The following is a 21683-nucleotide window of genomic DNA, read 5'->3' as shown; positions in this document are numbered from 1 at the left end:
GAAAATCAACATCATTAAAACCTTCGGGTAGCTGTGGTCGACGAGACATCTGTTCTAGATAATGCATGGTAATGATGCCTAAGCATAGTTGGCGGCAGCTTAAGGATTTAGAAAATGCGATTGGTATAACCGGTTTTATAGGCAATGATCGACATCAGTGATGACACAATGGTGAGAAACAGGTTTCCCACCAAAATGGCCCAGAACAATGTATCCAGCGGCATCCCTGCCGCCATACCAGCACCAGCCATCATACTGACCAGAATAAAAACATACCCCACCCACACAGAGGTGATCTGCCAGAATCCTCTTCTGGCCTCACGTGGAACCGCTGTTCGCTCATAGTCACTCATTATTATTCTCCAATGCCAATCAGGGGCATAACCGTTGTAATCAACGTGAAAATCGCAGCGACAGGCGATATAAAACGTCAAAAAGGCAGGGGAGAAAAGATAGGTTCTATCAGAAAAACAGATAGGTCATTAAGTGGGAAGCAACCAGGGGACGGTTTCTGAAATGCAGCAATAGAATAATAAAAAAAGCGAAGGAGTCTCACTCAACTGAGCAGAGACACACTTCGCTTTAAGAATCGATCAAAAAGCAGCCTTGATCAAATATCCGAAACAGAGTTCAACGGGTAATGAGCAGGGTATTCAGCCCTTGCAACCCCTGAATCAACTGCTGCTTTTGCAACGGCTGATGAAACCTTGCCAAGCAGGCGGGAATCCATAGGCTTTGGAATAATATAGTCCGGACCAAAGCTCAGTTTAACGCCACCGTACGCATTCATGACCGCTTCAGGAACCGGCTCTTTTGCCAGCTCGCGGATGGCATTAACAGCGGCAATTTTCATTTCCTCATTGATACGTGAAGCACGTACATCCAATGCCCCCCGGAAGATAAATGGGAAACCAAGGACATTATTCACCTGATTCGGATAATCAGAGCGCCCGGTAGCCATAATGACATCTGGACGAACCTCCTTAGCCAGTTCAGGGCGAATCTCAGGATCGGGGTTGGCACAGGCAAAAACGATGGGGTTTTCAGCCATTTTCTCCAGCTGTTCCGGAGACAGCAGGTTAGCACCGGAAACGCCAAGGAACGCATCCGCGCCATCAATGGCGTCATTCAATGTACGGCAAGGTGTTTCAACAGCAAAGGTTGCCTTGTACTGGTTCAGGTCATTTCGCTCTGAATGGATAACACCCTTGCTATCCAGCATCAGGATATTTTCTGGCTTGAAGCCACAGCTGATCAGCAGTTTCACACAGGCAATGGCAGCAGAACCGGCACCCAGGCAGACCAGCTTTGCTTCTTCAATATTCTTACCGGCAATCTCAAGAGCATTGAGCATGGCCGCAGCCGTCACTATCGCAGTACCGTGCTGGTCATCATGAAAAACCGGAATATCACAGTCTTCAATCAGGCGGCGTTCAATTTCAAAACACTCTGGCGCCTTGATATCTTCCAGATTAATACCACCAAAAGTACAGGCAATACGCTTAACCGTATCAATGAACGCCTGAGGGCTCTCGGACTCCACCTCAATATCGATAGAATCCACCCCCGCAAAACGCTTAAACAGCAGTGCCTTGCCTTCCATTACCGGCTTACTGGCCAGCGCTCCGAGGTTACCCAGACCGAGAATTGCAGAACCATTGCTGATTACCGCTACCAGATTACCTTTGCCGGTATATCGATAGGCATCCTCTGGATTTTCGGCAATCGCCCGCACCGGCTCCGCGACACCCGGGCTATAAGCCAGTGAAAGATCCAGCGCAGTCTCTGCTGGCTTGGTAATTTCAATCGAAATCTTTCCAGGTTTTGGAAGAGCGTGATAATCAAGTGCAGCTTGCTTCATTTCCATGAGTTTTTTACTGATATGGGGAGGAGGTTATATGAAAACCCAGAATATATGATGGAAATGGGGGGAACAAGGTCAATTCGGAAAATAACAGGTCATATAAAAAAAGGCGACTGCAAAAACAGTCGCCTTTTTACACCTTTCGGTCTTTATGCTGCCAGCTCGATTACTTGCGAGCGCCCAGCTTGCCGAAACGCTTGTTGAAGCGCTCAATACGGCCGCCAGTATCCATCACCTTCTGAGTGCCGGTGTAGAATGGGTGGCACTTGGAGCAGACTTCGATGCTCAGAGGCTTGCACAGCGTAGAGCGAGTGTTGATTTTGTTACCGCAGCTGCAGGTAACTTCGATTGCTTCGTAGTTAGGATGGATATCCTGCTTCATTTGAGCTTCCTCGAACTGGTGTATGCCGCCACCTGACCCTCAATCGAACCTTTGTTGTTATCAGGTTCTGGAGACAGGCACCGCAAACGGTATCCACCTCAGCATAATTAGCTGAGAGGGTAAAGAGGCGGGGATAGTACCAGAGATTATGGCTGAGGGAAACAGTCTTATGTCCGTCCAATATACGTAGTTTTTACCGTATTCTCAGGCCATGGGAAGAACTTGCAATGAGAAAAAAACAATCTATAAAAATTAATAACTTACCTCCTCAATTGTTTCACCACTAACTCAGATTCAGGAGAGAAGCCATGAGCTTGACCGTCTGGGACCCCTTCCATGATATGGAAAAACTGCTGGATAAATACAGCCGGACATCCCGAAAGAGCCTTGCAAAGAGTGATGACAGGGCTCTTGAAGTTGGAGACTGGATGCCCATTGTCGATATCGATGAAACCGCTGATGCTTTTAACATCAGGGCTGAGCTGCCCGGTGTCCATAAAGAAGACATCAGTGTCTCCGTTGATAACAATGTACTCACCATCAAAGGCGAGAAGAAGCAGGAAAAAAAGGACCGCAAACACCATCGAACCGAGTGTACTTATGGCTCATTTGTACGAAGCTTTACTTTGCCACAATCAGTCAACGCTGATGGTATTCATGCCAAATACCACCACGGCACACTTAACCTGAGGATTCCCAAGGCCGAAGAGGTCAAACCCAAACAGATAGAGGTCAAGGTGGATTAACCTCAACACTCCCGGCCCGGTTTCTGTTCATGCCCGCTTTCAGTTCCTGTATCATTTCCGCCATAGGATCACCACGATGGAACCTGAATGAGCAGCAAACCGGCGGACACTTCTGACGCAGAACATGATCAAGCAACGACTGAACAGTCCGTCTCCGGCAAGCTCATCGTAGATAAATTTATCAGAGTCGCTATCCCTACACCTCTGAGGCAATTGTTCGACTACTTACCACCAGACACAGGTCTCAGTGCTGCCATTCATCCTGGCAGTAGAGTTATCGTACCTTTTGGCCCACGACAAATGGTGGGAATTGTACTCTCCATCGAATCCAGCACTGACATTCCTGCCAATAAGCTGAAACCCATCATCTCCGTTCTGGATGAAGAGGCTCTTGTACCGAAGGATATTATTCAGCTATGCCAGTGGGCAGCCCGTTATTACCATCACAGTATCGGAGAAACACTGTTTCAGGCTCTGCCGAAAAATCTTCGCCTGGGCAAACCGGCATCTTCCGGCACCATTCCCTTCTGGTATCCCCTGGCTGAAGTGGACAGCGAATTACGAGGTCAGCTGAAACGATCAAAAAAGCAGCTGGCAGCCCTGGAGTTAATATCAGACAACCCTGAAGGCGTCAGTGCTACGGAACTTCATGAATACGGTTTCAGCAAAAGCACGCTAAAAGAGCTGGCCAAAAAAGGATTGATCCATTCCCGTGATGTTGAACCCTCTCCGCTCTTATTTACTGAAATTACGAACCCACTCAAGTCTGCTCATCTTAAGCTGAATGAAGAACAGGCATTTGCCTGCGAAGCCATTACGGATGGTCTTGGTTCCTATCGCACTTATCTGCTGGAGGGTGTCACTGGCAGCGGAAAAACCGAAGTGTATTTGCAGGCTATTTCAGCCGCATTAGCCAACGGTAAACAGACGCTGGTATTAATTCCAGAAATCGGGCTCACACCACAGACGGTCAGGCGTTTCCGTGACCGATTTAATGTGCCAGTTGCCTGTCTGCATTCTGGACTCAGTGATGGTGAACGATTACAGGGCTGGCTCGAAGCGGCCAGAGGCACAGCAGGCATATTGATTTCCACACGCTCTGGTATTTTCACCCCAATGCCGCACCTTGGGCTGATTATTGTGGATGAAGAACATGACGGTTCTTATAAGCAGCAGGAGAGCCTTCGTTATAACGCCCGAGATCTTGCCATTTTTCGAGGCAGCCAATGCCACTGCCCGGTAGTCCTTGGATCCGCAACCCCTTCCCTGGAAACGCTGCACAATACGCATCAAGGAAAATACACTCAGCTTCACCTGAAACAAAGGGCTGGCAATGCCCGCCCACCAGCCATGGAATTGCTGGATATGCGACACCAGGTTCTGAAAGACGGCTTATCCACAGAAATGTTGCAAAGAATGGCGGCTCATCTTGGACGAGGCAATCAGGTGATGGTTTTCCTGAATCGACGCGGCTACGCTCCATCCATGATCTGTCATGACTGCGGCACCATTATCGACTGCCCGCATTGCGACGCGCATATGACCATTCACCGTTACCCCCCTCATATGCACTGCCATCATTGCGATCTGCAACAGGCCATCCCATGGCAGTGTCCATCCTGTAAGAGCCGAAAGCTTCAACCTGTTGGTCAGGGAACAGAGCGGACAGAACAGATTCTCAGCCAGCATTTTTCCGGTTATCCCGTACTGAGAATCGACCGGGACACTACTCGAAGAAAGCAGGCGTTGAGCGATATGCTGGAAGAGGTACAGTCCGGCAGGCCCTGTATACTGCTGGGCACGCAGATGCTGGCTAAAGGTCACCATTTCCCGAACGTCACCCTGGTTGCCATCATCAATGCCGATGCAGGGCTGTTCAGCTCTGACTTCAGAGGACCAGAAAGAACAGGCCAATTGATTATGCAGGTGGCTGGACGAGCGGGACGGGGAGATAAGCCCGGGCAGGTGATTATTCAAACCTATAATCCGGAGCACCCTGCTCTCCAGCTTCTGTCCATGAACGACTACAGCCGCTTTGCCAGCAGTTTGTTCATTGAAAGAAAGAGCCTGAATCTTCCCCCCGAGGGACATTTAACCCTGATTCGTTCAGAGTCGGTTAACCAAGGAGAAAGTGAGGCTCTGCTCTCAGCATTGAGACACTATGCCGAGCAAGCCGGGCAGCAACAGACTGATAGGGGTGTTCGGTTGCTTGGCCCGATTCCAGCACCCATGGAAAAACGCCAGGGACGCTACCGCTGGCACCTTCTTATCCATGGAAAAAGCAGAAACCAGTTACACGGCGTGGTCAGTAGAGTTGTCAGCTATCTGGAAAGCCATCGCCTTCCCAGGCAGCTGAAGTGGACGGTGGACATTGACCCTCAGGAGATGAGCTGAAGCCAGCTTTTAAAGCATCCGCGATATTGCCTGAATTTGTCCACGCTGGAAGTTCTGCATGGCACTTTCCCGGGCAAAATCAAGATATCGTTTGATATCACTGTCCGGCAAGGATCTATAAGTGTAGAGAAAAATATTCCGCAACCTTTCAGGCATCTCTTTGCGGATATAGGGCTTTTCCTGAGCTTTCAGCACCTGGGCAGGTCTCATTGGCTGCTCAGCACCAGCTGGCATGACCTCCCGGAGCATTCTCTGGGCCCCCACTGAAGCACTGGCAGCCAGCTCTGTACTCAACTCAACAGCATCAAGTGCTTCCATCAACTCTTCTATTAAGATTATCCGGCTATTTCTAGGCAGCTCTGCCGACAGTTTTTCCCGGATATACGTCTCCATTTTGGCCTGATTGGCAGGATCACTGGCCTCAGCTTCCAGGCGGAGAATTTTCTTACCAAGAGGCGATCCAAACCAGTCAATTAATCGGTCAAGTTCACCAACCGACAAAGCCTCATCCAGAGTCACTTTCATGGAAGCTCGGAAAAAGTCGGGACTATAGCGTATTTTGACCACCTGATTGACCGTGTCCAAAACCGGCTCAGGAATCGGATATTTCTGCTCCTGAAGCGTCATACTGTCGTGTATCCAGTCAAGCTGACGTTCCAGCCCTGTCTGGTCATAAAGTCTGTCCAGCAGCTGATGCTTTGCAGGAGATGCCAGTGCATTGGCAATAAATAGCAGGGGAGCGAACAAACCTACAACTACTAATCTCTTTCCGTCCATAGTCAGAGCCGTGTTGATACCGTTTATTGTGAAACAGTCAGTTAATACATATACCAACCCACTGTATGGAGTGAGCGACAGTGACAGGATTATCACCGAGACGCTCATCTTTACCATACTCTGTTGAGTATCAGTCGTAAAGCTTACTGACAATGGCAGTTACTGCCGTTTCTACCCGTAAAATACGTGGTCCCAAGTGGATTCTCTGAAAACCAGCCTGTTCGAGTTTATCTACTTCATATTCAATAAAGCCCCCTTCAGGGCCAATAGCCAGCACAGCAGGCCTTGATATCTGATGGGGGCAGCTCTCGCCACCAACCGGATGAGCCACTAGCCCCAGTTTTCCTTCCACCAGAGCCGGCAGGCGATCTTCCACAAAAGGTTTGAAGCGTTTCTCAAGAATCACTTCTGGCATGATCGTATCCCTGGCCTGTTCAAGACCCAGTATCAGCTGTTCACGCACTTTCTCAGGGCTTAACCAGGGGGATTGCCAGAAACTTTTCTCGACCCGATAACTGTTCATCAGGACAATCTTTTTAACACCCAGTGCCGTCAGGTGCTGAAGCGACCGTTTGAGCATTTTGGGGCGGGGTAACGCCAGCAAAACCGTCAAAGGCAGAGCCGGAGGGGGAGGTGTATCCAGCTCAACCTCAAGATGCATTTTTTCTGAAGACAGGTGAGTAATCACCCCCTTCCCCACTTTGCCATTGAGCAGACCAACACGCAGCTCATCACCTTCACTGGTCTGATGAATTTCCAGCACATGCCTTAACTGCCGCTGATCCAGCTCTGCATGCCGCTCATCAATAAAGTGTTGTTGCTCAAGGAGAAGAAGATTCATCTACACAGCCATACGCTGATAAGCCAGCTATCAGTGAAGAACTGAAGCTGGCAGATTCAAATAAAAGGAAAATCAGACTATTCAGACGGCTTAAAAAGCGACGCCTTTTCGATAATCATCCACAAGCCGGTCAATCTCATCAAGTATCCGATCAATGGCTGCCGACGATAGCTTGATATTACCAGATACCAGCTCATCCCTTAACTCATCCACAGACGAAAAATCACCCAGAAGCAGTGATTTAAGGGGCTGAAAGCCTGGATCAGAAAGCAGCCAGAGCAGGCCATTCTGGATCACCTCAATAGGAACGTCAAAGGGTGAATGATGATAAAAGTGGCCAGAATTAAACACTTCCTGACCATTTGAGAAGTGGGGATATGGCATACTTCCTCCCTGAAACAACCGTATCCTAAGCCGTTACAGCCCTTTCCTTTAATGTAGCTTATTAATACAGAAGATTGAGACAGAGCGTTATGCTTCTGCCTCATCAGGTTTCCGACTCTTCACAAACCGGGCAAACACAATGCCACACTCAAACAACAGCCACATCGGAATCGCCAGCAGTGACTGGGAAATGACATCAGGTGGCGTCATGATCATACCGATCACAAAGCAGCCAACAACCACATAGGGGCGCTTCTCCTTAAGGCTTTCTACGGTAGTCACACCCGACCAAACCAGCAGAACCGTCGCCACAGGAATTTCAAAAGCAATACCAAAGGCAAAGAACAGTTTCAGGATAAAATCCAGGTAACTGTTGATATCCGTCATCACGGTGACCGACTCGGGTCCAACCGTGGTGAAAAACGAAAATATCAATGGAAAGACCACGTAGTAGGCAAAAGCAATGCCCAGGTAAAACAGCACTATACTGGCGACCAGCAGGGGAATCGCAATGATCTTCTCATGCCGGTACAGGCCAGGAGCAATAAACCCCCATGCCTGATGGAGAATAAATGGAATCGCAATAAACAGCGACAGCACAATTGTCAGCTTAAAAGGCGCCAGAAAGGGTGAAGCCACCTCGGTAGCGATCATGGTACTGCCTTCAGGCAGGCTGGCGCGAAGCGGCTCCGAGATATAAACGTAAATATCGTTGGAAAAGTAAAACAGCCCGGCAAAAACCACCAGAACGGCAATCAGGCTTTTCAGGAGGCGTCCACGAAGCTCAAGAAGATGCTGAACGAGAGGCTGCTCTTTATCCTGCCCTGTACCTTCCGATGCCTGTTGAGAATGATCCGACTTGTTTCCTGACATGGTTACTGCCCGCCCTTTTCCTTAGACAGATGAGCAGAGGTGTCATTCACCGCCTTTTTCTCAACACTGTCATCTCCGCTCACTGAGCCACTTTCACCCTTAGGTGAAGTCGTAACACCGGAAGAAGTTTGATCTTCGGCAGGATCAATGCTCACGGACTTTTTCAGATCATTGACCTGACTTTGAAACTGCTCGCGGGTTTTATTCAACTCTTTCATGACAGCTTCATTGTGCAATTGCTGCTTGATTCCGTCCGCATCAATCTCCCGCTCAAGCTCTTCTTTAACGGACTGAAAACTGCGACGGATTTTACCCACCCAGTAGGCGGTTGTTCGGATGGCCTGAGGCAGGCGCTCCGGCCCCAATACCACCAGGGCAATCACAGCAACCAATAATAACTCTGTAAAACCTATATCAAGCACAGCGAACTATCACACCTCTCGATGACAGCAACCGGTAACTACCGCTCGTAACAGTACCAGCATTCGCCTACGGGTAGCTGTAGCTTCCCCTGTAAAAGGGGGGCACACCTAACAGAAAAGAACGCTTTCAACCAGACAAACTGGCCTGAAAGCCCTTTTGTACAATCAAGACTGCTTGTGCTTGGACTTTTCCAGGTCAGACTCAAGGTTACGCTGCTCAACAGAGTCAGCCTTCAGTTCTGCTTTCCCTGAGTCTTTTTCATCATCCTTCTCATCTTCAGAGCTCAGTGCTTTTTTGAAGCCTTTTACCGCACCGCCCAGATCACTGCCCATTCCACGCAGCTTTTTCGTACCAAAAAGCATAACCACGATCAACAGAATGATCAGCAACTGCCAGATACTGATGCCACCAAAACCCATTTTCTGCTCCTTCAGCTCTCCATGGAGACTGATCAAATAATATACAAAGAACGGACATATTACCCCATTCCACCGCTTGTGGCGTGGCCATTTTGCAAGAAGCGGTCAGGAAAAGTGGGGAATATCGTTACCCGCGGGATGCTTTCTCTTCAATACCGGAAAGTCCGAAACGACGATCAAGCTCATTCAGCACATCAGCAGGCTCAAGTCCAAGATGAGACAACATGACCATGGTATGGAACCAGAGATCAGCGGTTTCATAAATGACAGCCTCCCGGTTATGGTCATATTCTGATGCCTTGGCGGCAATCAGCACTTCTGCTGACTCTTCACCGACTTTTTTCAGAATATGGTCCAGCCCCTTATTATGAAGCTGTGCAACATAAGAGGAATCCGGATCAGCCTGCCTGCGACTGCTTAACACTTCAGTCAATTTCTCGATTATATCGCTCATCTTTTAGCCCGTAGGATGATTTACAGCAAAGAAAACAGTCTTTACTAACGCCCATAAATAGTTTCAGGGTCTTGCAGCACCGGATCTTCGGTATTCCACAATGCTTCACCACCCTGATCTACCAGACGGCGATAAAAACAGGATTTACGACCGGTATGACAGGCAATACCACCCACCTGCACAACCTTAAGCAAGATCGCATCACCATCACAGTCCAGACGGCACTCCAGCAGCCTCTGCGTATGCCCTGAGCTCTCGCCTTTACGCCACAACCTGCCCCGTGAACGGGACCAGTAAATCGCAACCTGTTCTTTCAGTGTCAGTTCCAGTGACTCCCGGTTCATCCAGGCCAGCATCAGAACCTCCCCGGTTTCATGATCCTGGGCGATGGCCGCTACCAGACCATCATCATTCCATTGAACCTCATCCAGCCAGTGGTTTGTTGTCATCACATCACCCACGCATTCTTCTTATCGAACGATCAGCCAACCGCCCAATGCGGCAGCCAGTATTCCGAGTATTGCCTGGTCCAGCAGCTCTTTTTCCACAAACAGGGAACCTGAAGTAGCCACGACCGCAACGCCTGCCAATAGAAGCAGTAAGCCAAAGCGCCTCTGCTTTTGCTGACGCTTTTCTGCTCTTACCTGCTGATGATGGAACGCCTGCTGCTGATCAACCAGAGTGCGCACCGTTGACATCACTTTCTGAGCCATGACCGGCGCACTCAATAGCCAGTCCGCACCTTGCTCCTTAAGATTACAGGCAATACCTATCGGGCTTACCTGGTCTTTCATCCATTTTTCCAGATATGGCTGAGCTGTTGTCCAGAGATCGAGATCCGGATAAAGCTGCCGCCCCAACCCCTCGACATTCAACAGTGTCTTCTCCAGAAGAACCAGCTGTGGCTGAACCTGCATATTGAAGCGACGAGCCACCTGAAAGAGTCTGACCAGCAGCTGTCCAAAGGAAATATCTTTCAGCGGCTTTTCAAATATTGGCTCACAAACGGTACGAATTGCAGCCTCAAGCTCTCCTACCGGCGTATCTCTGGGAACCCAACCGGAGTCCACGTGCAGCTGGGCAACCTTGCGGTAATCCCGCCGGAAGAAAGCCAGCAGATTACTGGCCAGATAGTGCTGATCTTCCGGCTCCAGCGTGCCGATAATGCCGCAATCAATACCGATGTAACGGGGCTCAGCAGGGTTGGTAGTATCAATGAAAATATTGCCCGGGTGCATATCCGCATGGAAAAAGCGATCACGAAATACCTGGGTGAAAAATATTTCAACACCCCGCTCTGCCAGTTTTTTCATATCCACATTCTGAGCTTTCAGCGTGGCAATATCGGAAACCGGGACACCATAAATCCGCTCGATGACCATCACTTTTGTGCGGCAGTAATCCCAATGAACCTGCGGCACAAACAACAGGGGAGAAGCCAGAAAATTGCGTCGCAGCTGTGAACAGTTAGCAGCTTCCCTCAGCAGATCAAGCTCGTCAAAAATGGTGCGTTCGTAGTCTGCTACGACTTCCACTGGACGCAAACGACGAGCGTCTTTTGATAGAGTGATCAGCAAACGCGCAAACAGGTACATTAAACCGATGTCTTTGCGAATGACCCGGTCGATACCCGGGCGAATCACTTTGACCACCACCTCATCACCAGAATGCAATCGTGCAGTATGAACCTGGGCTACAGAAGCCGAAGCAAGGGGCTCACGGTCAAAACGGGCAAACAGCGTATCCACATCATTACCAAGGCTGGACTCAATAATGCCAATCGCCTCTTCTGCTGGAAACGGCGGCACATCATCCTGAAGTCGGGAGAGCTCATCACTGATATCATCCGGCAACAGGTCACGCCGGGTTGAGAGGATTTGACCAAACTTGATAAAGATCGGCCCAAGGGCTTCCAGGGAAAGGCGAATACGTTCCCCACGGGGTGCATCATTACGGATAAAGTAGCGCCAGGGCAGCAGAATCAGAAAGCAGCGCAGCCAGAAAGGCGATCGCTCCAGATCAATCAGATTATCCAGCCGGTTACGGGCGACAGCTGCCACAATTTTCAACAAACGGATCAACGTCAGGCCCCCGACTTATGATTTGGCATCAGATATGTCTTTTGCATCTTGATAGGTTTGCCATTGGTGCTCCAGCCGGTCCATCGACTCAGCAAGAAGACCCACTTCTTCTACAAAACCTTCCACTTCCACCCTTGAAGGAATCAGACGAAGCTCCTCATGAAGGTGCTCCCCAAGGTTGTCCACAATGAGCTGCTGCCCTCTATGAACATGGTCACCAACAAAACGAAGTCCCTGGGCCATCATATGCCCGGTGATATCACCAAAGGTCTCACAAAGCGGTCTTTCCCAGTCGATGTCCATCTGCTGGTGAATCTGCTGCAAATCAGCAATCAGTGCCTCATCACCAGAAACGCTCAGCCCGGGAACATCAGCGAACGGCAGATTTCTTCGGGTAGCCAGTGTGGCAAATGCAACGCTCGAACCAGTACAAGTTACATCCACCTCTCCTTCAAAGAAGCCTGCAAGACGGATACGGTCATGCTCAAAGTGGGCATAACATACCCACTGTGGCGAAGTGCACTGAAAAACGGCCACCTTACCAAACCAGTGTGACAGTTTTTTAATGGTTACCGGGTCCAGTGCCAGCAGCGCATTGACCTGACGCTCGATGGCTGCCAGCAGCCCCGTTTTGATGGTGATCTTGTCAAAAAAAGCATCGACCATCAGGGCTTAACTCCCTTATGCAGAGCCACAATACCTCCAGTCATATTGTGGTAGGTCGTATTAACAAACCCGGCCTCTTTCATCATACCTTCCAGCGTTTCCTGATCCGGATGCATGCGAATACTTTCGGCAAGATACTGGTAGCTTTCGGAGTCCCCGGCCACCAGTTTGCCCATCATCGGCAGCAGACTGAACGAGTAGGCATCATAAGCCTTGGTCAGCAGTGGGTTGTTTGTCTTGGAAAATTCAAGAACCAGTAACCTGCCACCGGGCTTTAACACCCTGCACATAGATCTCAGTGCCGCATCCTTGTCTGTTACATTACGCAGGCCAAAAGAGATGGTAATGCAGTCAAAGGTGTTATCCGGAAAAGGCAGACATTCCGCATTGGCCTGAACAAACTCCATGTTGCCAACAATCCCCTGGTCAATCAGCCGATCCCGACCAACGCGTAGCATGGATTCATTGATATCCGCCAGCACGACTCGACCGCCATCCCCAACAATACGGGAAAACTGTTTTGCCAGATCGCCCGTTCCTCCAGCGATATCCAGTACCGCATGACCAGGTCTGACGGCAGAAAGCTCGATAGTAAAACGCTTCCAGAGACGGTGAACCCCCATGGACATCAGGTCATTCATCACATCATAGCTGCTGGCTACCGAGTGAAAGACACCAGCTACCAGACCTTCTTTCTCATTCTCTGGCACATCACGATAACCAAAGTGCGTCGTGCCATCATGCTTTTGCTTGCCACTGTCTGTCATGACCCTTCCCGGCATTCATTCGATCAATCTTATGGCTGGCTATTGTAAAGGCAAATGGCTTATGGCGTAAGCATGAGAAGTGGTCTGGACGTATTATGAGAGATTAATTATCAGGAAAGGGTTAAGAGAGGCTTCTGAAAGACAGGATAAGGCACTTTTTTAGAAGTGCCGCAGGGCTAAAAGACTACTTACTGAAAAAGTCGAACCACTGACACTTCCGGGTCTCGACTGGCACCAGCATCCCTCAATGCCTGCAGGTATTCATCCCACATGGCTTCCTTGTTATGACAAAGCTCATAAAGGTAACCCCAGTCATAAATGCCACTGTCATGCCCATCATCAAAAATCAGCTTGATGGCATATTGGCCAACCATTTCCACACCTGTGATAGCCACATTCAGTTTGCCGGTCTGCAGGACGGGGTTACCATGACCACGAACCTCTGCAGAAGGGCTTAATACTCTTAGAAACTCTGCTTCCAGCTGGAACGTTTCATGACCAAACTGAACCTCCAAAGTCTTGGAGCGTTTGTGCAGTTTAATGGCGGAAGGAATCGGGGTCGTCATTTCAGGCAGGGTATCCACTCATTACGAAAGAGTAAGAGAAGAGAGTGGCCAGTAAGACACTGACCACTGTATCTCAGAGATTAGAGGATATAACGGCTCAGATCTTCATCCTGAACCAGTTCACCCAGATGCTTATCCACATAGGCAGCATCAATCTTCAGAGGTGCGCCATCCTGGGCAGATGCCAGGTCTGCGGCACCAAAAGAAACCTCTTCCAGCAGACGCTCCATAACGGTATGGAGACGACGGGCACCGATATTCTCAGTACGTTCATTCACCTGCCAGGAAACCTCAGCCAGACGGCGAATGGCATCGTCGGCAAACTCGATATTGAGCGACTCTGTTGCCATCAGTGCCTGATACTGTTCCGTCAGAGAAGCATCCGGTTCGGTCAGAATACGCATAAAGTCATCAGAAGAGAGCGCTTTCAATTCAACACGGATTGGCAGACGGCCCTGCAATTCTGGAATCAGATCTGAAGGCTTAGCCAGATGAAACGCACCGGATGCAATAAACAGGATGTGATCCGTCTTCACCATGCCGTACTTGGTGGAAACGGTACAACCTTCAATTAATGGCAGCAGGTCACGCTGAACCCCTTCACGTGAGACGTCAGCATTTGAAGCACCAGAACGCTTTGCCACTTTGTCAATCTCATCAAGAAAGACAATACCGTTCTGCTCAACAGCATCAACGGCCTTGGTCTTGAGTTCATCCTCATTCACCAGCTTGGCGGCTTCCTCCTCCTGAACCAGACGCATGGCATCCTTGACTTTCAGCTTACGCTTTTTGGACTTACCCGTATTCAGGTTAGAGAACATGTTCTGAAGCTGACTGGTCATCTCCTCCATACCAGGAGGAGCCATGATTTCTACACCCATGGCTGCTTCACGAACATCAATCTCAATCTCTTTGTCGTCCAGGTCACCTTCACGCAGCTTTTTGCGGAATACCTGACGGGTCGAGTTGTCCTGGGGCTGAGACTCTTCACCAAAAGTACGGGGAGGCGGCAGCAGTGCATCCAGAATGCGCTCTTCTGCAGCATCCAATGCACGGTGACGAACACGCTCCATTTCCATCTCACGAAGCATTTTGATGGCAGCATCCATCAGGTCACGAACTATGGACTCAACATCGCGGCCTACATAACCCACTTCCGTAAATTTAGTGGCCTCAATCTTGATAAACGGTACATTGGCAAGCTTGGCCAGACGACGGGCAATCTCTGTTTTACCAACACCGGTTGGGCCGATCATCAAAATATTTTTCGGGCTGATCTCGTTACGCAGATCTTCACTCAACTGCATTCTGCGCCAGCGGTTACGAAGGGCAATTGCAACGGCGCGCTTGGCCTCGTCCTGGCCAATAATATGCTTGTCCAGCTCATGGACAATTTCACGGGGTGTCATATCTGACATATCAGAAACTCGTTATATGGCTATTGCTTCAAGCAGCTGGAAGCTCTTCGATGACTTGGTTAGAGTTGGTGTAAACACAGATATCTGCAGCAATACCCAGACTCTTTTCAACGATATCCCGGGCACCCATTTCAGTGTTGTGAAACAGTGCTTTGGCGGCTGCCTGGGCATAAAAACCACCCGAGCCGATGGCCAGGATGCCATCTTCCGTCTCCATCACATCACCATTACCGGTGATAATCAGGGAGGCAGTGGCGTCAGCAACAATCAGCATGGCTTCCAGACGTTGCAGCGCCCGCTCGGTTCGCCATTCTTTGGCCAGCTCAACAGCAGATTTAGTCAGCCGGCCCTGGTGTTTTTCCAACTGGGCTTCAAAACGCTCAAACAGGGTAAATGCATCAGCGGTTCCACCGGCAAACCCGGCAATCACTTTCCCCTGATACAGTCGGCGTACTTTGTGGGCGTTGCCCTTGATTACGGCATCACCCAGCGAAACCTGGCCATCACCACCGATCACGACACTGCCACCACGACGTACCGACAGAATAGTTGTGCCACGATACTGTTCCAAGGCTCGCTCCTTAATAAAAAACGGATAACAAGGCCTTATATTGGGGAGGGAGAATTAATTATCAAGAGGGGCGGGAGAGAAACCCTCCCGTAATTGTGCTTTTTTCTATTTGAGCTGCAAGAGAAGACTATCAATATTCTGGCTGGCCAGCACTTTCTGGGCACTCTGGAGTGAGACCCGATCGGCAAATGGCCCAAGCTGAACCCGGTGCCAGGTTTCCCCGCCACCGACACTGACTTTCTCGACCCTGGGCGCCAAACCTTCCAACAGTAATTGTGCCCTGAGTCGTTCAGCATCCTTGGCACTGCGGAAGGAACCAGCCTGAAGAAGATATTTTTTAGGTTTGCTTGTCGTTGTTGCTGCAGGTTTCTGATCCGGCTTACTACTTTGTGTTTTAGTAGCGACAGCTGCCGGTTCCGCAATGGATACCGTCACTTCTGATTCGGGCAGCAGGGTATAAAAATCAAACACCGGCTGATGATCTGTTTTCTTGTCGTCCCCGGACGATGACTTGACCTGCTCAGCTACGGTCCGCACATCTTTGGCTGAAGGCGTCAGCCCTGCCAGAAAAGCAGCAAACACACCAATGACCAGACCCGCCAGCAGCCAGGCCCAGTTTGGTAGGGACACACCGGCTGATTTACCGGTGGTTTTCGATTTACTGGCTCCCCGCCTGCTATTGTTTGATCTGGATGTCATATCTCTCAACTTTTGTTTCGTCAGGCTTGTCTTCAGTCAGACTCTTTATGAACACTACCCGATAAAGATAACATTTTCTCCAACCTTACTGATATAAGTTCAAGCACTGCTATTCGAATACGCAAGTGCTTCTATTGAGACAAATGGCCTTTTTCGATAGCATTCCCACCATTTAGTGCTCAGAACAACAACCTGCCTGCCTGCCCTTAATTGAGAGAACCATTACATCAGTCCTGCTTTTACCAATCCATCAGGACAACCGTAAATGCTTCAACCTGCACGGACAGGCCTGATTGTGTAACCGTTGTAATGCCCTATGGTCTGGTGATTTTTTTTGCGTGCACAGCTTCGCAATAAAGCATCAAAGGGCCCTAATGAACTTCCTGCTGACCGCAGGCTCTTAATCACTTTGTAGACAATGCCAGTGATCAAGCCTCTGTCACCATGGGCAACTTGAGCTTACATTCTCCTCTGACCCCAAAACTATCAAAGGGTGATGAGGAACAGCCGTTAAATACCAGCGAGTTTTAACCAAGGACTCATGCATGAATATTCTCAAGCTGCTTGAAGACAAAGTCATCAAAGCGCTTATTGCTGCGGGTGCACCAGAAGATACCCCGGCCATGGTTCGCCCCAGCGCACGGGCAAATTTCGGTGATTACCAGTGCAACGCCGTGATGGCTGCTGCCAAGAAAATGGGTATGAACCCACGGGAGCTGGCTCAAAATGTGATCGATAATCTTGACCTAGGTGGCATTGCCAGCAAGGTTGAAATTGCTGGTCCTGGTTTCATTAACATTCATCTCGCCCCCCAATGGCTGGCCAGCAGCCTTCATTCCGCCATCAAAGATCCTCGAGCCGGTGTCGCTGAAACTGACAACAAACAAACCGTTGTCGTTGATTACTCAGCACCGAACGTTGCTAAAGAGATGCACGTTGGCCACCTGCGCTCCACCATTATTGGTGACTCAACCGCAAGAACCCTTGAGTTTCTTGGACACAAGGTGATCCGCCAGAACCACCTGGGTGACTGGGGTACTCAATTCGGCATGCTGATCGCCCACCTGGAAGAGCTCGAGAAAGAGAGCCAGGAAGCCATGAGCATGGAGCTTTCTGACCTGGAAACGTTCTATCGCGAAGCCAAGAAGCATTTTGATGAAAATCCTGATTTCGCAACCCGTGCCAGAAGCTACGTAGTGCGCCTTCAAGCCGGTGACGAGTACTGTCTGAAGCTGTGGAAAAAGCTGGTCGATATCACCCTGTCACACAACCAGGACACCTATGACCGCCTGAATGTCTCACTGACCGCTACAGACGTAATGGGTGAAAGCGCCTATAACGACAGCCTGCCAGTCATCATCAAGCTGCTGGATGAAAAAGGGCTGTTGAGCGAAGACAACGGTGCCAAGGTTGTTTTTCTGGATGAATTCAAAAACAAGGATGGCGATCCAATGGGCGTCATCGTCGAGAAGTCCGGTGGTGGGTTCCTCTACACCACCACCGACCTGGCTGCTATTCGTCACCGCTGCCATACCCTGAACGCTGATCGTGTTCTCTATTACGTAGATGCACGCCAGGGACAGCATTTCGAGCAGGTATTCACCATTGCCCGCAAGGCAGGTTTTGCTTCTGACCACGTGTCACTGGAGCACCACGCATTTGGCATGATGCTGGGTAAAGATGGCAAGCCATTCAAGACCCGTGCTGGTACCACCATCAAACTGGCAGATCTTCTGGATGAAGCGGAAGAAAGAGCTGCAGCCCTGATTGCCAGTAAATCTGGCGACCTGTCTGAAGAGCAGAAGGTCAATGTGATCCGTTCTGTAGCCATTGGCTCTGTCAAGTATGCTGATCTGTCCAAAAACCGGACCAGTGACTACGTCTTTGACTGGGATAATATGCTGGCCTTTGAGGGCAATACGGCACCTTATCTGCTCTACGCCTACACACGGATCATGAGCATTTTCCGCAAAGCAGGCATCAGTGAGTCGGATCTTACCGGGGATATCCTGATCGAGAACGACGCTGAGCGTGAGCTGGCTCTGCAGCTGTGTCGTTTCAGTGAAACCATTGAGTCGGTTGCCAGAGAAGGTCTGCCACACCAGCTGTGTGCTTACCTGTACGAAATCTCCGGCGCCTTTATGAAGTTCTACGAAGCCTGCCCGGTTAACAAGGAAGGGGTTTCTGAAGAGCTGCGCAACAGCCGCCTGCAGATCTGCGCCCTGACCGCCAGAACCCTTAAGCTGGGTCTCGGCCTGCTGGGTATTGAAACGGTCGAACAGATGTAATCACCTGATACCCCCGCCTGACACCCAGTGTCAGGCGCCCCCTCTAACGTCTCCCACTACTTATTTGCCCTATAAGTCAACATTGGCGGAACTTTTCCAGAACCTCATAGTCTAGAACAGTAGTTCAGAAGAATATTTCAGGAGGTCGACCATGAATGGTTCTGCCATTTACAACGGATTAGCTCAAGTTGCCAGGACATTTACCGGTGCTGTCGCTCCTTTAGCACGACCTGCAGCAGTGATGGCTGCAGGCTATTTGGGCGGAGGGCTCGGCGCTCAATTTGGCCCATGGGCCGTTAAGGCAGTAGTTAATCACACCACGAGTGGTTATTTTGCCAGATTTATCTACCAACAGACACTGAATGCAGCGTGTGGCCAATATTACTACCCAGCCGGCCAACTGGCAGGCTCCAGCATTGCTGCTGTATGCCCGGGGCCTGGCAAAATTATGGGTGTCGCACATAAGCACTATCACAACCACAACTACCAAGCCGAACTTCGTAGAATCAACTTCGATGCAAGTCTGTTGAAGGAGAAAGAAACTGAAGACGGCTTTATCAAATGCTCATACAAAGCACCCATTGATCTGTCAACATATAGCATCATTGACAAAGAAGAAGCTGACAGCCTGCCAAAACTGCCGGTACCTTCTTCTGGCAAGTGTGACCAGTTCGAAATGAACACTTACAAAGATGTAAAAACAGATAGTTCCGGAGTTAAGGAAACAGCCCTGTAATAAATGTTTTGCAAATATATGAATAACCACGCCTGTATTCACTTAGCATGGTTATTCATTTTGTTTTCCATAATTCTTATATTTTGGTAACCAGCTTCCCGAGTTAGCCCCAGCTCCTTAAGACTCCAGAAGAAATGTAACGGGGCCATCATTGAGCAGAGAAACTTTCATATCCGCACCAAAGCGGCCAGTGGCAACATTCTGATGAAGGGTTTCAGCCCGCTCAACGAAGTAGTTATAAAGCTTTTCTCCCTGCTCAGGAGAGGCCCCAGAGCTGAAACTGGGGCGCAAACCTTTACGGGTATCCGCAACCAGAGTGAACTGGGAAACGATTAACAAACCACCCGCCACATCTTTCAAACCAAGGTTCATCTTGCCCTGATCATCACTGAAAATCCGATATTTCAGCACTTTATCGAGCAACTTATCTGCGAGAGTCGGGTCATCCCCTTTTTCAACGCCCAACAACAGAAGAATCCCAGAGTTGATTTCTCCAACCGTTTCCCCACCCACCACCACGCTGGCATACTTTACACGCTGAATCAGACCTTTCATCAATATTTCTCAAGTTACTTCAAGACTTTGCTCACAAGGCTCTAAGCATACTGCATGCACTGAACGATCCATATCCTAATCGCTGCGTGATTTGCTTTTGACTACATTCTAATCCTATTAACTGACAAATCATCAAAAGCCCTTATTTCAGACCCTCTGGTGGATATTTGACGAGTTTGAAAGCGAAAGGGGAACACTTCAGGTATATCGCATGAGGTTAACGTAGACGAAAAGACAGGAGTCGCTTTACACATTACGGAAAGTTTTCTGCCTATAAAGCTTCCTGCACAACCTATTGCTGTATCACACGTTTGGACAAGCAGCTGCTCAGAGTTGTCACCAATATACCGAAGATCACCAGCGGAAAACTTTATGTAATCAGAATGACTGCAACCATAGGGCGTTACAATGTAGGCAATGGCGATTTCACTCAAGTTCACTTGCACAGAGGTAGCGACCCGTCATCGAAAAACAGCTCATGAGAATACATTATAAAATCAACCCCATTCCAAGAATGGGGTGGACTTTACAAATAAAATCATTATGGGGCTAACAGTCTGGCAAAATCGTCCGTCGCTCTGACCAGCGCATCAACAATGCCTGGTTCACAGGAAGCATGACCAGCATCTCGAATAATCTGCAGATCAGCTTCCGGCCACTGATCCGCCAGGGCCTGTGCATTATCAAGCGGACAGATCATGTCATAGCGTCCATGAACGATCACACCGGGAATGGCGGATATCAGATTCATGTTCTCAATGATCTGATTCGGTTTGATAAAGGACTTATGTTTAAAAAAATGGCACTCTATCCGCGAAAGGGATAACGCCAGATGCGGATCGGCAAAGTGATCCACCAATTCATGATTGGGCCGCAAGGTTGCCGTATTACCCTCCCACAAAGACCAGTGCTTAGCTGCATTCATTCTTGCCAGCTCATCCTCTCCAAACAGCCGTTGATAATAAGCTTCCAGAAGATCATCTCTTTCATCCTCTGGTATCAGCTCAAGAAAGTGCGCCCAGTGATCCGGAAACACTCTGCTGGCTCCCTCTTTATAAAGCCAGTTCAAATCCTGTTGACGGGAAAGAAAAATCCCTCTGACAACCAGTCCTGACACTCGCTTCGGGTGAGCCTGAGCATAAAGCAACGAGAGTGTTGAGCCCCAGGATCCACCAAACACCAACCACTGTTCAACCCCCAGGCTTGTGCGAATCAGCTCCATATCTTCAATCAGCAGAGTGGTATTGTTTTGCTCGAGCTCAGCATGAGGCCTGGAGCGTCCACACCCCCTCTGATCAAAAAGAATAATCCGATATTTTTCCGGATCAAAAAAACGGCGATCACGCTCTGTACAGCCCGCACCCGGCCCACCATGAACAAATAAAACCGGTATCCCATCCTGAGAGCCGCACTCTTCAATGTATACCTCATGAATATCATCCACTTGAAGGTGTTGGGTCGCATAGGGTTTGATGGCGGGATAGAGGGTGCGCATGGAAAATCCTTTCAGGAAAACACCAGAACAATGCCTTACCTTAACCTTAAACGGTTATTGCAGCAAAGGGCATATCCTCACTTAAAAAAAGCTTATCTGGAACTAATTCAGCGGCAACCTGTCTCAGGCTTAGTCTTCTCTGGACATAAACAACCTCCAGCCTGAGTTCCTGATAAAACCACCCCATTCAGTAATTTACGCTGACCTCCCTAAAGATGGTAATCAAAACAGTAACAGTCCGAAGCATATGAAACACCAATCAGGCAACACAGCATTGATCTTTT

At 49.3% G+C, this 21683-nt stretch carries 24 protein-coding genes; 4 read left to right on the top strand and 20 right to left on the bottom strand.

Annotated elements, in window-relative coordinates; genetic code table 11:
• Positions 1-107 precede the first annotated feature (107 nt).
• The 3 genes from AK963_RS03800 to rpmE form a co-directional block, all read right to left on the bottom strand.
• Complete coding sequence (locus tag AK963_RS03800) at positions 108-353, bottom strand: cytosine permease (protein ID WP_066014144.1); 246 nt, start codon at positions 351-353, stop codon at positions 108-110.
• Positions 354-610: 257 nt separating this feature from the next.
• Positions 611-1867, bottom strand: a complete 1257-nt coding sequence (locus AK963_RS03795) for a malic enzyme-like NAD(P)-binding protein (protein ID WP_066014143.1) — start codon at positions 1865-1867, stop codon at positions 611-613.
• A gap of 163 nt (positions 1868-2030) precedes the next feature.
• The gene (gene rpmE, locus AK963_RS31190; protein WP_083232440.1) at positions 2031-2246 is read right to left on the bottom strand and encodes a 50S ribosomal protein L31; all 216 of its coding nucleotides are present in this window, start codon (positions 2244-2246) and stop codon (positions 2031-2033) included.
• A 308-nt stretch (positions 2247-2554) separates the two neighbouring features.
• On the opposite strand from rpmE, the gene AK963_RS03785 reads away from it, so the two are divergent.
• Positions 2555-2992 carry an Hsp20/alpha crystallin family protein gene (locus tag AK963_RS03785; RefSeq protein ID WP_066014141.1) on the top strand — a complete coding sequence of 146 codons (438 nt, stop codon included), beginning with the start codon at positions 2555-2557 and terminating at the stop codon, positions 2990-2992.
• 87 nt (positions 2993-3079) lie between these two features.
• Positions 3080-5386, top strand: coding sequence for a primosomal protein N' (locus tag AK963_RS03780; protein ID WP_083232439.1), 2307 nt, complete (start codon positions 3080-3082; stop codon positions 5384-5386).
• 9 nt (positions 5387-5395) lie between these two features.
• On the opposite strand, the gene AK963_RS03775 is transcribed toward AK963_RS03780, so the two are convergent.
• The 15 genes from AK963_RS03775 to AK963_RS03705 form a co-directional block, all read right to left on the bottom strand.
• The gene (locus AK963_RS03775) at positions 5396-6163 is read right to left on the bottom strand and encodes a DUF2059 domain-containing protein (protein WP_175404425.1); all 768 of its coding nucleotides are present in this window, start codon (positions 6161-6163) and stop codon (positions 5396-5398) included.
• 130 nt (positions 6164-6293) lie between these two features.
• Positions 6294-7004: a 16S rRNA (uracil(1498)-N(3))-methyltransferase gene (locus AK963_RS03770; RefSeq protein ID WP_066014139.1), complete on the bottom strand. Its 711-nt coding sequence runs from the start codon at positions 7002-7004 to the stop codon at positions 6294-6296.
• A gap of 90 nt (positions 7005-7094) precedes the next feature.
• Entirely contained in the window at positions 7095-7388 is a 294-nt protein-coding gene (locus AK963_RS03765) for a hypothetical protein (protein WP_066014138.1), read from the bottom strand.
• Positions 7389-7475: 87 nt separating this feature from the next.
• The gene (gene tatC / locus AK963_RS03760) at positions 7476-8261 is read right to left on the bottom strand and encodes a twin-arginine translocase subunit TatC (RefSeq protein ID WP_066014137.1); all 786 of its coding nucleotides are present in this window, start codon (positions 8259-8261) and stop codon (positions 7476-7478) included.
• Between the two features lie 2 nt (positions 8262-8263).
• Positions 8264-8683, bottom strand: coding sequence for a Sec-independent protein translocase protein TatB (tatB, locus tag AK963_RS03755; RefSeq protein WP_083232437.1), 420 nt, complete (start codon positions 8681-8683; stop codon positions 8264-8266).
• A 165-nt stretch (positions 8684-8848) separates the two neighbouring features.
• Complete coding sequence (tatA, locus tag AK963_RS03750) at positions 8849-9103, bottom strand: Sec-independent protein translocase subunit TatA (RefSeq protein ID WP_066014135.1); 255 nt, start codon at positions 9101-9103, stop codon at positions 8849-8851.
• A 127-nt stretch (positions 9104-9230) separates the two neighbouring features.
• Complete coding sequence (locus AK963_RS03745) at positions 9231-9557, bottom strand: phosphoribosyl-ATP diphosphatase (protein ID WP_066014134.1); 327 nt, start codon at positions 9555-9557, stop codon at positions 9231-9233.
• 44 nt (positions 9558-9601) lie between these two features.
• Positions 9602-10006, bottom strand: coding sequence for a phosphoribosyl-AMP cyclohydrolase (gene hisI / locus AK963_RS03740; protein WP_066014148.1), 405 nt, complete (start codon positions 10004-10006; stop codon positions 9602-9604).
• 21 nt (positions 10007-10027) lie between these two features.
• The gene (gene ubiB / locus AK963_RS03735) at positions 10028-11644 is read right to left on the bottom strand and encodes a ubiquinone biosynthesis regulatory protein kinase UbiB (protein ID WP_066014133.1); all 1617 of its coding nucleotides are present in this window, start codon (positions 11642-11644) and stop codon (positions 10028-10030) included.
• Between the two features lie 9 nt (positions 11645-11653).
• Positions 11654-12304, bottom strand: coding sequence for a ubiquinone biosynthesis accessory factor UbiJ (locus tag AK963_RS03730; RefSeq protein WP_066014132.1), 651 nt, complete (start codon positions 12302-12304; stop codon positions 11654-11656).
• Positions 12304-13071, bottom strand: a complete 768-nt coding sequence (gene ubiE, locus AK963_RS03725; protein ID WP_066014131.1) for a bifunctional demethylmenaquinone methyltransferase/2-methoxy-6-polyprenyl-1,4-benzoquinol methylase UbiE — start codon at positions 13069-13071, stop codon at positions 12304-12306. Before ubiE ends, AK963_RS03730 begins: the two co-directional genes overlap by 1 nt.
• A 188-nt stretch (positions 13072-13259) precedes the next feature.
• Complete coding sequence (locus tag AK963_RS03720; RefSeq protein WP_066014147.1) at positions 13260-13637, bottom strand: gamma-butyrobetaine hydroxylase family protein; 378 nt, start codon at positions 13635-13637, stop codon at positions 13260-13262.
• An 80-nt stretch (positions 13638-13717) separates the two neighbouring features.
• Positions 13718-15055 carry an HslU--HslV peptidase ATPase subunit gene (gene hslU / locus AK963_RS03715; RefSeq protein ID WP_202969712.1) on the bottom strand — a complete coding sequence of 446 codons (1338 nt, stop codon included), beginning with the start codon at positions 15053-15055 and terminating at the stop codon, positions 13718-13720.
• Between the two features lie 28 nt (positions 15056-15083).
• On the bottom strand, positions 15084-15626 hold the full coding sequence (hslV, locus tag AK963_RS03710; RefSeq protein WP_066014130.1) for an ATP-dependent protease subunit HslV: 543 nt from the start codon (positions 15624-15626) through the stop codon (positions 15084-15086).
• 105 nt (positions 15627-15731) lie between these two features.
• Entirely contained in the window at positions 15732-16325 is a 594-nt protein-coding gene (locus tag AK963_RS03705) for an SPOR domain-containing protein (protein ID WP_066014129.1), read from the bottom strand.
• Between the two features lie 545 nt (positions 16326-16870).
• Here AK963_RS03705 and argS point away from each other — a divergent pair.
• Both argS and AK963_RS03695 read left to right on the top strand, forming a co-directional pair.
• Positions 16871-18613: an arginine--tRNA ligase gene (gene argS / locus AK963_RS03700; protein ID WP_066014128.1), complete on the top strand. Its 1743-nt coding sequence runs from the start codon at positions 16871-16873 to the stop codon at positions 18611-18613.
• A 151-nt stretch (positions 18614-18764) separates the two neighbouring features.
• Positions 18765-19349, top strand: coding sequence for a hypothetical protein (locus AK963_RS03695; protein WP_066014127.1), 585 nt, complete (start codon positions 18765-18767; stop codon positions 19347-19349).
• Positions 19350-19466: 117 nt separating this feature from the next.
• Here AK963_RS03695 and dtd read toward each other — a convergent pair whose 3' ends face one another.
• Positions 19467-19904, bottom strand: coding sequence for a D-aminoacyl-tRNA deacylase (gene dtd / locus AK963_RS03690; protein ID WP_066014126.1), 438 nt, complete (start codon positions 19902-19904; stop codon positions 19467-19469).
• Positions 19905-20445: 541 nt separating this feature from the next.
• On the bottom strand, positions 20446-21399 hold the full coding sequence (gene pip / locus AK963_RS03685) for a prolyl aminopeptidase (protein WP_066014125.1): 954 nt from the start codon (positions 21397-21399) through the stop codon (positions 20446-20448).
• Positions 21400-21683: the final 284 nt, after the last annotated feature.

It is taken from the genome of Endozoicomonas atrinae (assembly GCF_001647025.1).
Taxonomy (GTDB): Bacteria; Pseudomonadota; Gammaproteobacteria; order Pseudomonadales; family Endozoicomonadaceae; genus Endozoicomonas; species Endozoicomonas atrinae.
The sequence above is the reverse complement of the archived record's forward strand: the minus strand, read 5'-3'. Positions and strand labels throughout refer to the sequence as shown.

What these genes read in the sequence shown, in the direction of transcription:
- AK963_RS03800 (WP_066014144.1), bottom strand. Translation starts at nt 353, where the DNA reads ATGAGTGACTATGAGCGAACAGCGGTTCCACGTGAGGCCAGAAGAGGA.
- AK963_RS03795 (WP_066014143.1), bottom strand. Translation starts at nt 1,867, where the DNA reads ATGGAAATGAAGCAAGCTGCACTTGATTATCACGCTCTTCCAAAACCT.
- rpmE (WP_083232440.1), bottom strand. Translation starts at nt 2,246, where the DNA reads ATGAAGCAGGATATCCATCCTAACTACGAAGCAATCGAAGTTACCTGC.
- AK963_RS03785 (WP_066014141.1), top strand. Translation starts at nt 2,555, where the DNA reads ATGAGCTTGACCGTCTGGGACCCCTTCCATGATATGGAAAAACTGCTG.
- AK963_RS03780 (WP_083232439.1), top strand. Translation starts at nt 3,080, where the DNA reads ATGAGCAGCAAACCGGCGGACACTTCTGACGCAGAACATGATCAAGCA.
- AK963_RS03775 (WP_175404425.1), bottom strand. Translation starts at nt 6,163, where the DNA reads ATGGACGGAAAGAGATTAGTAGTTGTAGGTTTGTTCGCTCCCCTGCTA.
- AK963_RS03770 (WP_066014139.1), bottom strand. Translation starts at nt 7,004, where the DNA reads ATGAATCTTCTTCTCCTTGAGCAACAACACTTTATTGATGAGCGGCAT.
- AK963_RS03765 (WP_066014138.1), bottom strand. Translation starts at nt 7,388, where the DNA reads ATGCCATATCCCCACTTCTCAAATGGTCAGGAAGTGTTTAATTCTGGC.
- tatC (WP_066014137.1), bottom strand. Translation starts at nt 8,261, where the DNA reads ATGTCAGGAAACAAGTCGGATCATTCTCAACAGGCATCGGAAGGTACA.
- tatA (WP_066014135.1), bottom strand. Translation starts at nt 9,103, where the DNA reads ATGGGTTTTGGTGGCATCAGTATCTGGCAGTTGCTGATCATTCTGTTG.
- AK963_RS03745 (WP_066014134.1), bottom strand. Translation starts at nt 9,557, where the DNA reads ATGAGCGATATAATCGAGAAATTGACTGAAGTGTTAAGCAGTCGCAGG.
- hisI (WP_066014148.1), bottom strand. Translation starts at nt 10,006, where the DNA reads ATGACAACAAACCACTGGCTGGATGAGGTTCAATGGAATGATGATGGT.
- AK963_RS03730 (WP_066014132.1), bottom strand. Translation starts at nt 12,304, where the DNA reads ATGGTCGATGCTTTTTTTGACAAGATCACCATCAAAACGGGGCTGCTG.
- ubiE (WP_066014131.1), bottom strand. Translation starts at nt 13,071, where the DNA reads ATGACAGACAGTGGCAAGCAAAAGCATGATGGCACGACGCACTTTGGT.
- AK963_RS03720 (WP_066014147.1), bottom strand. Translation starts at nt 13,637, where the DNA reads ATGACGACCCCGATTCCTTCCGCCATTAAACTGCACAAACGCTCCAAG.
- hslU (WP_202969712.1), bottom strand. Translation starts at nt 15,055, where the DNA reads ATGTCAGATATGACACCCCGTGAAATTGTCCATGAGCTGGACAAGCAT.
- AK963_RS03705 (WP_066014129.1), bottom strand. Translation starts at nt 16,325, where the DNA reads ATGACATCCAGATCAAACAATAGCAGGCGGGGAGCCAGTAAATCGAAA.
- argS (WP_066014128.1), top strand. Translation starts at nt 16,871, where the DNA reads ATGAATATTCTCAAGCTGCTTGAAGACAAAGTCATCAAAGCGCTTATT.
- AK963_RS03695 (WP_066014127.1), top strand. Translation starts at nt 18,765, where the DNA reads ATGAATGGTTCTGCCATTTACAACGGATTAGCTCAAGTTGCCAGGACA.
- dtd (WP_066014126.1), bottom strand. Translation starts at nt 19,904, where the DNA reads ATGAAAGGTCTGATTCAGCGTGTAAAGTATGCCAGCGTGGTGGTGGGT.
- pip (WP_066014125.1), bottom strand. Translation starts at nt 21,399, where the DNA reads ATGCGCACCCTCTATCCCGCCATCAAACCCTATGCGACCCAACACCTT.